Source organism: Verrucomicrobiota bacterium (assembly GCA_027622555.1).
Classification (GTDB): Bacteria; Verrucomicrobiota; Verrucomicrobiia; order Opitutales; family UBA2995; genus UBA2995.
This window is the reverse complement of record JAQBYJ010000156.1, coordinates 1-10,108: the sequence shown is the minus strand read 5'-3', so window position 1 is coordinate 10,108 and position 10,108 is coordinate 1. Positions and strand designations below refer to the sequence as shown.

General features: G+C 49.8%; 9 protein-coding genes. 4 read left to right on the top strand and 5 right to left on the bottom strand.

Annotated features, from left to right (window positions below):
- From O3C43_23035 to O3C43_23025, 3 genes are all read right to left on the bottom strand, one after another.
- The coding region (locus O3C43_23035; GenBank protein MDA1069364.1) for a HipA domain-containing protein at positions 1 to 782 on the bottom strand (782 nt) is incomplete at its 3' end.
- Positions 783 to 808: 26 nt separating this feature from the next.
- Positions 809 to 1,216: a HipA N-terminal domain-containing protein gene (locus O3C43_23030; GenBank protein ID MDA1069363.1), complete on the bottom strand. Its 408-nt coding sequence runs from the start codon at positions 1,214 to 1,216 to the stop codon at positions 809 to 811.
- 20 nt (positions 1,217 to 1,236) lie between these two features.
- Positions 1,237 to 1,506 (bottom strand): helix-turn-helix domain-containing protein, encoded by a 270-nt coding sequence (locus O3C43_23025; GenBank protein ID MDA1069362.1) that lies wholly within the window; start codon positions 1,504 to 1,506, stop codon positions 1,237 to 1,239.
- A 631-nt stretch (positions 1,507 to 2,137) separates the two neighbouring features.
- Between O3C43_23025 and O3C43_23020 the strand changes: the two genes are divergently transcribed.
- From O3C43_23020 to O3C43_23010, 3 genes are all read left to right on the top strand, one after another.
- The gene (locus O3C43_23020) at positions 2,138 to 4,936 is read left to right on the top strand and encodes a PSD1 and planctomycete cytochrome C domain-containing protein (GenBank protein ID MDA1069361.1); all 2,799 of its coding nucleotides are present in this window, start codon (positions 2,138 to 2,140) and stop codon (positions 4,934 to 4,936) included.
- A gap of 165 nt (positions 4,937 to 5,101) precedes the next feature.
- The gene (locus O3C43_23015) at positions 5,102 to 6,553 is read left to right on the top strand and encodes a DUF1501 domain-containing protein (protein MDA1069360.1); all 1,452 of its coding nucleotides are present in this window, start codon (positions 5,102 to 5,104) and stop codon (positions 6,551 to 6,553) included.
- 4 nt (positions 6,554 to 6,557) lie between these two features.
- Complete coding sequence (locus O3C43_23010) at positions 6,558 to 7,529, top strand: aldo/keto reductase (protein MDA1069359.1); 972 nt, start codon at positions 6,558 to 6,560, stop codon at positions 7,527 to 7,529.
- A gap of 84 nt (positions 7,530 to 7,613) precedes the next feature.
- Here O3C43_23010 and O3C43_23005 read toward each other — a convergent pair whose 3' ends face one another.
- Positions 7,614 to 8,252 carry a zeta toxin family protein gene (locus O3C43_23005; GenBank protein ID MDA1069358.1) on the bottom strand — a complete coding sequence of 213 codons (639 nt, stop codon included), beginning with the start codon at positions 8,250 to 8,252 and terminating at the stop codon, positions 7,614 to 7,616.
- Positions 8,252 to 8,608, bottom strand: coding sequence for a type II toxin-antitoxin system prevent-host-death family antitoxin (locus O3C43_23000; protein MDA1069357.1), 357 nt, complete (start codon positions 8,606 to 8,608; stop codon positions 8,252 to 8,254). Before O3C43_23000 ends, O3C43_23005 begins: the two co-directional genes overlap by 1 nt.
- A gap of 345 nt (positions 8,609 to 8,953) precedes the next feature.
- Between O3C43_23000 and O3C43_22995 the strand changes: the two genes are divergently transcribed.
- On the top strand, positions 8,954 to 10,108 hold a 1,155-nt coding region (locus O3C43_22995), incomplete at its 3' end, for an IS1634 family transposase (protein ID MDA1069356.1).

Genomic DNA, 10,108 nt, shown 5'->3' with positions numbered 1-10,108 from the left:
AAATTATAACCTAAGCACAACGGGTCTCCATTTTTCGGGGCAATCTCATTTGGTATTTTTTTGGCTAGCGCTGTTATTCTCTCAATTATTTCATCCGGTGAAATATTCCATTCCGAAGAAGCTTTCTCCCACTGCTCTTTACCTATTTCATTAAGGTGATAGCGTCCACCTATTTTCATCGCCAGTTTAGCTTTTTGAATGGGAGTGTCTATCGGGTAGGGGAGTGATGAAGCTGTATCATAAAGAGGTGCCAATCGGACTTGATTATCCCCGGCTATGAGGAATCCAAAGTTTTTGGCATGGGCATCAGTTCCTCCGATAAACCAATGATAAATCATAGCGTCTAAAAAACGAGTAACATCTTCCAGAGGCTTACTTGATTTCTCTCGAATTAGCTCAAATATTTCGCTGGCTGCAGGGCCTCCTTCATTTTGATATTTGTTATCCGGGGCACGGGATAAAGATTGACACATGTCCTCTTGGTGAACTCTCACGATTGAATTATGGAGGACAATCCTGTCGAAGCGTTTGATAATGATTGTTGGTATATCCCCAATGATTTGAAGTTCAGAGTCAGCAGCTTTAAGATCTAGTTTGTTAGCGAGTTTGAGGCAAAAATGTTCGTTGAGGTCATAGTTGGCAAATTGCCCTGTATCGGGTTTGAGAATATGCGTGGTGGGGGTTTTCCTGTAGGGTACTCCCCAGCGTCCAGATTCGGGATCTCGATAGAGTCCGGTTTTGGGTTGGGCTCCAGCGAGACTGAAGTGCCCCTGATCTCCCAGGCGCCGAGCGGAGGAATGGTCGGCAACTAGCGTTTTAATTCGTTCTGCCAGTTCATCTTCCGAAACCAGGTCACGGTGGGTTTTTGACTGCTCGATAGATGGGAGGGTAACTTGTCTTCGCTAACAAACTGTACCGCTCCTGCACATTCTTCGCCAACGTGAGCGAGTAGTCGAAAGGAATTTCGAGCAGAGACTTGGTATCGTTGCCCCCAACGACGCAAGACATCCAAGTTATCAGGTAGTAATCCGGAGATAAAGGGTCGAACAAGCTCATCGGAATGCCGATTCACGATAAGAGGCATGGAGAGAGAGAGGGGGAATGCATCAGGGTTATATTGCCACGCTTCTTCGTAGACAAATGTTAAACGATCCTGTGAGTAGTTCAGGTAACCCACTATCTTATCCTCATAGGTGGCTATTAGTTTTTCGTTCATAGCGTCGTGTTTCAGGCTAATTAACTTGAAATAATGTCATCCAAATTAATGAGGCTTATTTTAGGGTATGATGATTTGGAGGATGGATCTCTAGTCCACAGATCTATCCCCAATGCTTTTAATGCGCTGAAAACAAGCTTAACTTGTGCCGTTGATTTACCCCTTTCAAACTGGGAAATCCATAGAGGCTTAACCCCTGAACGCTTGGCTAGTTCAGCTTGAGTCCAGCCTTTGGATTTTCTACAGTCACGTACTAATAACCCCAGATCTTTGGGTGAATTAACTTTCATGGCGGGAATACAAAATATTTATTCGATCGAATGCAATTATAAAATACATGCGATAGAATATATAGAAAAAGTTCATTCGATCGAATGTATAGTTGCGAGGCAGTCTAACAAGGCTGGCGGGTTAGTAATTTTAATGGGGGTTCTGAACGCTGCACTGTCGGGTCCAAAACATACAAACCTGGAGCATGCACCTAGTTATGGTAAGTGGTTGTTTACTTGGTTCCGCTTACCATTCGAGGCTGAGATTGAGAATCGGCTTCGGTAGAAGGTGGGACTTTTACCAAGGTGATTGAGGAACTGTGTGGAGAAAAACGAGCTGCTGGCGAAACCGCATGGGTAGATGATGTCGGTCATGTGGAGATTTTCAATCTTACGCTGGATCTTCAATTCAGGCCGGTGACAAAACCTTCGAAGCCTCCTGTGAAATGGGTCTGCGCGACATTCGAATTATTGAAGCCGTATACAAATCTGCCACTAAAGGAGGAGTCTGTGTCGCGGTATAAAGATTTGTTGGTTGCGATGACTGAATTTATCAAAAAAACTTTGCTACGATCCTTGTGGAAAAATTCTGTATTTCTGCTAATGTAATCCGTTACTTTTACGTTTAAATCTGTATTACCCTTTTATGGAAATGGTTTCCAAAGTTACAAATGCCCCTACCTTGCTAGTTGCCACAATCGTGGCGATTTCAGGACTATTAAGCACTTCGCTTCATGCCCAGGAGGATTCCTATACGGATGGCGAAAAGCTATTTGCGTTGAAAGTTAAGCCGTTGCTGAAGCAGAAGTGCTTCGCTTGTCACAACGATGAAGACCTGAAAGGCGATCTGGTGCTCACGAACCGCGAGGACATGCTTTTGGGTGGAGAATCTTCGGATGATGTGCTGATTCCGGGAAACGGCAACGGGAGTCTGATGTATACCGCAACAACCTGGAAGGTGGAAGATTACGAAATGCCGCCGAAGGAAGCGGACAAGCTGACCGAAGAGCAGACCTGGCTCATTCGCGACTGGATTGATGCCGGAGCACCCTGGCCATCCGATGAAGATCAGGCGATTATTACCAAGAAATATGCGGAAGGGGTGATTGTCCAGACGAGTGGTGGGCTGGATGACGACTGGACTTACCGGCGTTATGAGGAACAGAATTTGTGGGCCTACCAGCCGGTAGCGGATCCGGCACCTCCGACAAAGTTCAAAAAAGTGCATCCAGTGGATGCGTTTATAAACAAGAAGCTTTACGACGTTGGCCTCCAGGCTGGGAAGTTGGCTGATCGTAGGACTCTGATCCGGCGTGCGACCTTTGACCTGATAGGCCTGCCTCCCACACCGGAAGAAGTGGAAGCTTTCCTGAAAGACAAAAGTTCCGACGAAAAGGCCTTCGCCAAGGTGTTGGATCGACTGCTTGAAGACCTACGATACGGAGAGCAGTGGGGGAGACATTGGTTGGATGTGGTTCGTTACGCCGACTCCTCCGGATTTTCCAATGATTACGAGCGGACCAGTGCCTGGCGGTACCGGGACTACGTAATTCGTGCCTTCAATCAGGACAAACCCTTCGATCAATTTGTTATCGAGCAAGTAGCCGGCGATGAATGGGATCCCGAGAATCCGGATGCCATTTTAGCCACCGGATTTCTACGCATGGGTCCCTGGGAACATACGGGCATGTCGGTTGCGCGTGAAACGAGGCAGCAGTTTCTGGATGATGTCACCAACAGCGTCGGTCAGGTTTTCTTGTCGCACCCTTTGCAATGTGCCCGTTGTCACGATCATAAGTTTGATCCGATCCCAACCAAGGACTATTACCGTATTCAGGCGGTGTTTGCCACGACTCAATTCGTCGATCGTGAGCTGCCATTTCAAGACTATGAAACCCTGGCGGGTTTTGACGAAAAAACAGTGATGGAAAAGCGGCTGCAGTATTTCGCGGAAATGCGCGACGTTCTGGATGCAAAAGAAACCAAGGCGCGGGAGGAATGGTGTCTGGAAAACGGAATCCCGGTAGGAAATCGCCGAGAGCTCACAAAGCAGGGAATACCGGATGAAAAGCTGCCTCCTCGGAATTATGGGCTCACCTTGGAAGAGCTTGGAGTGATCAAGGTAGGACAGAAGAATGTGCAGCGCACCAGTTTCGAAATGAAGAAGTTCGAGCCCTATGCGTTTTCTGTCTATAGCGGGTTGTCTCCGGAGGAGCCGGTTTCATCGGGGAAAATGATGAAGATGCCGCAGAATCCCATGGGTGGGGGAGAACTGGAATCATCCCATATTCTTACCGGTGGCGATCCTTTTGCTTATGCCGAAAAAGTGACACCGGGAGTTTTCAGCGCCTTGCCGGATTCCAACGATACTCTGGAAGCCAACGAGTACAACAACATTCCTGAAGGTCCTGTTGGTCGGAGACTAGCCTTTGCCAAATGGTTGGCTGATCCGAAAAACACATTGGTGTCGAGATCCATGGCCAATCGCATTTGGAATTATCACTTCGGTCAGGGCATCGTGGACACGCCGAATAATTTTGGGGCGATGGGCGGGAAACCCAGTCATCCGGAATTGCTCGATTTTCTGGCGACGCGCTTCGTGGAGTCGGGATGGTCCGTAAAAGCAATGCACCGTTTGATCATGTCTTCCGAAGCCTACCGCCGTTCTACCGAGTATAAGGATCGCCAGTTGTTAGATGAGAAAGATCCTTACGGAAAATCGTATGCGACGTTTAAACAACGGCGCCTGAGTGCTGAAGAGATCCGGGATAGTATGCTCTACGTTTCTGGTGAGCTTAGCCCGCTGGTGGGTGGTCTGCCGGCCTTGCCGGAAATCAACCGGGATGTGGCCACCCAACCCCGGCAGGTGATGGGCTCCTATGCGGCCTCCTACGAACCGGCCCGGACGCCTGAAGAACGCAACCGCCGCTCGGTGTACGCCAAGAAAATCCGCGGCCTGAGAAATCCCTTCATGGAAGTCTTTAACCAGCCCAGCCCCGATGAGTCCTGCGAATTTCGTCAGGCATCGACTGTTACGCCTCAGGTTTTCAGTTTGTTCAATGGGGAAGACACCCTTTATCGTTCAGTGGCGACGGCCCTCGACTTGCTCGAGAAAAACAAAAGCCGGAAAGCGGTGATCGAAGATCTTTTTCAACGAGCTTACGGTCGCGATTCTAATAGCGACGAAGTGAAGTTGTGTCTGGATCATTGGGATAATATGCAGAAGCGACATGAAGGACTTGATTTCCCACCCAAGGAATTGCCTCGTGAAGTAAAGCGATCAGCCGTGGAAGAAATGAGCGGTGCACCTTTTGAGTTTACGGAGGTTCTTTTTGGCTTCGACGACTACGTAGCCGATCCCGGAATGGCGGATGTCGATGCAAATACACGTGCCTTGGCGGATCTTTGTTTGGTAGTATTCAATTCCAACGAATTTGTGTATGTGTACTAAAAGTCATCAATTTCATGAAGTCTCGTTTAAGGGTAAGGTGGTTTACGGTCAATACCGACGATTCACCGACGGCTCACTCGGCGATCGAGCCCTACCAGTTTCGTCGACAAGGGTAGGGCAACTGCGTCCCCGCAGTGCCGAATCCAGGAACAATAGGAAAAAGTCATGAATAAGAAACTTCAACAAGAGCTCCTTCAGAACATGGTCACTGCCAAACAGCTGAATCGCCGTGACTTTCTTTATAGTATGGGAGCGAGTTTGGGGAGTGTCGCATTGGCCAGTATGCTGCCTCCTGAGTTGATGGGAGCGACTGTGACACCCGGACCATTAGCCGTTAAGGAACCTCATCTGCCACCCAAGGCTAAGAACTGCATTTTCCTGATGATGGAAGGAGGCCCGAGCCACATCGACACCTTCGATCCCAAACCCCAGTTGAACAGCATCCACATGCAGAAGTTCACCCGCAGCGGTGAAAACAAGTCTGCGATGGAAAGTGGTGCTCGTTACTATGTGCAGAGTCCCTGGGAAGCGCGGCAAGTGGGTCAATCGGGAGCCTGGATGACCCAGCCTTGGCAGCATCTGGCCGAGGTAGCGGATGACATTTGTTTTTATCGTGGATGCCAGGCTGATTCGGTCAATCACCCGACCGCCTTGTTTCATATGAACACAGGCAATCGTTTTGGTGGCGATCCCGCCATGGGTTCCTGGGTTACCTACGGATTGGGTTCCGAGAATCAGGATCTACCCGGGTTTATTGTGTTGCCCGAGCTTTCTTATCCTCAGGGAGGTTCTCCCAATTGGGGGAATGGATTCCTTCCTGCACATTTCCAGGGTACGCCGCTTCGTCCGCAAGGGACGCCTATACTTGATCTGAAAGCACCTGAGGGAATCACGACCGATCACCAAAGAGAGAATCTGAATTTGCTGAGCCGCTTTAACCATGATCATCTCGAGGAACATCCATGGCACGATGATCTTCAAGCGCGCATGGCCAATTACGAGCTCGCCTTCCGCATGCAAATGCAGGTTCCCGGAATTATCGATATCGACCAGGAAGCCGAAAAGACCAAAGAGCTTTACGGCATTGGAACGGACGAAACAGAAATTTTTGGGCGAAAGTTATTACTGGCGCGTCGACTGGTTGAAAAGGGTGTTCGCTTTATCCAGGTCTACTCCGGTGGCTGGGATTCCCACGACTTCCTGGAGCGTGCCCACGGCTCTCGCATTGCCAGTATTGATAAACCCATTGCCGGCCTGATTAAAGATCTGAAAGCGCGGGGCATGTTGGACGACACGCTCATCGTCTGGTGCGGAGAGTTTGGACGCAGTCCCGACAACGGTATCCGTGATGGAGGAGCTGCCTATGGGCGAGACCACAACTCCAAGGCCATGACCATGTGGTTCGCAGGCGGCGGAGTTGCCGGTGGAACAACGGTAGGCGCCACCGACGAAATCGGAGCTGAAGCAGTGGATGTGGTTCACCCCATTCGCGATGTCCATGTGACCTTATTAAGCCTCCTTGGCCTCGATGATAACAGGCTTACCTATTTTAGTGGAGGCCGTTTCAAACAGATGTCCCAGTTTGGAGGGAAGGTGATCCAGGAGTTGATCGGCTAGAATTATGAACTACCGCACTCTCGGAAAAACAAATTACAATGTATCAGACATCGGGTTTGGTGCATGGGCCATCGGCGGAACTGCCTGGGGTCCTCAGGATGATGATGAATCCATAAAAACCTTACATGCTGCCATTGATGCTGGGGTAACCTTTATTGATACAGCGCAAGGCTACGGAAATGGTCACAGCGAGGAACTCATCGGGAAGGTTCTCAAGGAGCGGTCGGAGGAAATCAAAGTTGCGACCAAGACTCCGCCTTCACCTGGAGTGTGGCCACCGTCACCCTATGACTCCTGGGAGTCGCGATACAGCGAAGACTATCTGCGGAATAACATTGAGGAGCGGTTGAGAAAACTGGGAGTTGAACGTATTGACCTGTTACAGCTCCACTCCTGGACCCGGGCCTGGAATCGTGATCCACAACCGTTTCATATTTTGCAGAAGTTGAAAGAAGAGGGCAAAATTGCCGCTGTTGGAATCTCCACTCCAGAGCAGGATCAGAACTCGGTCATCGACCTTATGCGTAGCGGACTCGTGGACACCGTGCAGGTTATCTACAATATTTTCGAACAAGAGCCTGCCGCTGAATTACTGCCGGTTGCCCTGGAAGAAAACGTAGGCATCATTGTACGCGTTGCGTTGGAAGAAGGAGCGTTAACCGGAAAGTTTAACCACGACACCAAATTCGGAACAGACGATTTTCGTCATAACTACTTTCGTGGAAACCGCATTCGTCGTGTGGTGGATCGAGTGGAAAACTTAAAGAAAGAATTCACGGGTTGTGGTTATACCCTGGCTGAGCTCGCGTTACGCTTTGCCCTCGATCATCCAGCGGTGAGTACGGTCATTGCCGGTATGAGAAACGTTCGCCAAGTGAAAATGAATACCAAAGTCTCCAATTTAGAACCGTTGTCAGACAGTATAAAAATTGCCCTGCGCAAATACAACTGGCTGAAGACTTTCTGGCATTCGTAAAGTCCAGGACTGGGTTTGCACGCGTTTTACTCGGCATACTTCTTTGAAAATTCCGGATAGCGGGGTCCTGCCTTTTATGAAGGTCTAATCCCTAAACTCCTGGAGGGCCGCCATAAGAATGGGTTTCACCCAATCAGGTGCAGCAAGGGGTTCTTTGGGGAAAACAAGTTTCCTGTCGCGAATGTCCAAGAGGAGTTTGAGTGATGGCCTCTCTCCATCTAAGATATTGGATTGTTCAGAGTTGTCGAAGACTCTTAGACTACTGGCATGCGGAATTAGTTTTATCAGATTTTCCCGGCTCCGATCCCAGCGCTCTCTAATTTTTTCTTCAGGAATGGTGTGGCCGCCTTTTTGGACACGTTGATTTACGCGCGCGATGTTCAAATCAACTCGCTTCAAGCCAACGTAAGAAATCACTAACCGCAATCCACTTTCTGCTGCGTTAATTAGGAGCTGTGTTATGGTGTGTCCACCCAAGGTGGTTTCAAATGCAAAGCTCCGTTTGTTTGTGATGGCTTTTTGTAACAAGTCTTTACCCATCGTCCATGCATGTCCGTTAGCAAGGAATTGATCAATCCGCGGATGTATTCGAAGTATTACCGCTGCTGCTTCGTCTGGATTATAAAATGTCAATCCGTGTTCTAAAAGATATGCTCCTAATATACTGCTTTTTCCTGATCCGTTTACACCAGCCAGGACGTAAATCGTAGGAGGGATTGGCATTAGTTTTTCTCTACTTGCTTGACTGCGGCGTACCCAAGTTCCTCAGTACTCGCCAAAAAAGAGCGCTCCATACCTTTACTATAATCCTGAGTCTGCATACGCTCGAAGATCGCATCGTACTGAGCTTTTAAATCGTCCAAATCGACGGCTAAGTCACCGTTCGCTTGTTGGACGAGATCGTCGTAATCATTTGCAGGTAATATAACAAATTCGCGTTGATTATGCCGTGTGATCGCAACCGCACCATTGGTTTGGGCGGATTTGATAACTGCACCAAATGAATTCTTAAGCGCAGATGCGGATTCGCAGACAAGCTCTTTCGATGCACGATGTTTATAGCTTTTGGGGTTTGGCATACTTTATAAAATGGCCAAAATGGCCAAAATGTCGAGAATATTTAAAATAAGGGATAATTGATCGATTTTCTTTGTACTTCCAAATAATGCACGCTCTTTTATGAATTTGAGCATGCGGATTAAATTGATTCTGTGGCAATAATGGTTGGTTGATTGTTATTCGCTGCGCTTTCGTCTTCGGTAGGCCCTAACCCGACTTTCTCAACTCGCAGCTAAAAACAGCTTTTTTCGGGAGGTTTTCGAACTGTAAGGCGCATAAAACGGGGATGGAGTTCTCGAAAGTGTCTGTAGTGAAGACCTACCCTCTTCCCCAAGAGGTTTTTTTGTGTATACTATGGGGTCGTTATGTTTTTGAGATATACTCGGCGCAAGAAGGATGGCAAAGAACACCGGTATTGGTCGATCGTGGAGAATCGGCGTTGCGAGGGCGGGAAGGTGGTGCAGCGGCCTGTCCTGTATCTTGGTGAGATCAACGACAGTCAACGCGAGGCTTGGTGCCGGGTGATCGAAGGGTTTGATGAGGATGAAGGACAGCCGCGCCAGATGGCCTTGTTTTCCTGGGACCGCTCGATACCGGCTCATGCGCTCGATTACGGGATCGGAGTGCGGCTGAGGGATTTTAGCCTGCACCGTCCGCGGCAGTGGGGTGCCTGTTGGCTGGCCTGCGAGCTGTATGAGCAGCTGGGCCTGGGTGAGTTTTGGTCGCAAAAACTGCCGGACAGCCGGGAGGGGACGCATTGGCGCCACATTTTGCAAACGCTGGTGTGCTACCGTTTGATCGCTCCTGGCAGCGAGTGGAAACTGCATCGTCAGTGGTTTGAGCAAAGCGCCATGGGCGAGTTGCTGGGTGAGGATTTTTCGCTGGTGGAAAAGAATGCGCTTTACCGGGTGCATGACCGGCTCCTGGAGCACAAGCGGGCGTTGTTCGGGCATCTGAGCGAGCGCTGGAAAGATCTTTTTGGGGTGAAGTTCGAGGTCTTGCTGTATGATTTGACCAGCACCTACTTTGAAAGCGATCCGCCGGAAGGGCCGGACTGCAAGCGCCGTTTCGGCTATTCTCGCGACAAGCGCCCGGACTGCGTCCAGGTGGTGATCGCGCTGATCGTCGCCCCGGAAGGTTTCCCGCTGGCCTACGAGGTGCTGCCCGGCAACACCTCCGACAAAACCACTCTGCGTGCTTTCCTCAAAAAGATAGAGGCGCAATACGGCAAAGCCGAACGCATCTGGGTGATGGATCGGGGCATTCCGACCGAGGAGGTTCTGGAGGAAATGCGCCGGAGCGATCCGCCGGTGTATTATTTAGTGGGTACGCCCAAGGGGCGGCTCAAAAAATACGAGGCCGCCTTACTGGAGCAACCCTGGAAGAAGGTGCGCGAGGGTGTGGAGGTTAAACTCCACGCCGGGGACGGCGAGCTTTACGTCTTTGCCCAGAGCCATGACCGCGTGGCCAAGGAACGCGCCATGCGCCGGCGGCAAATGCGCGGCCTGCTACCGCGCCTC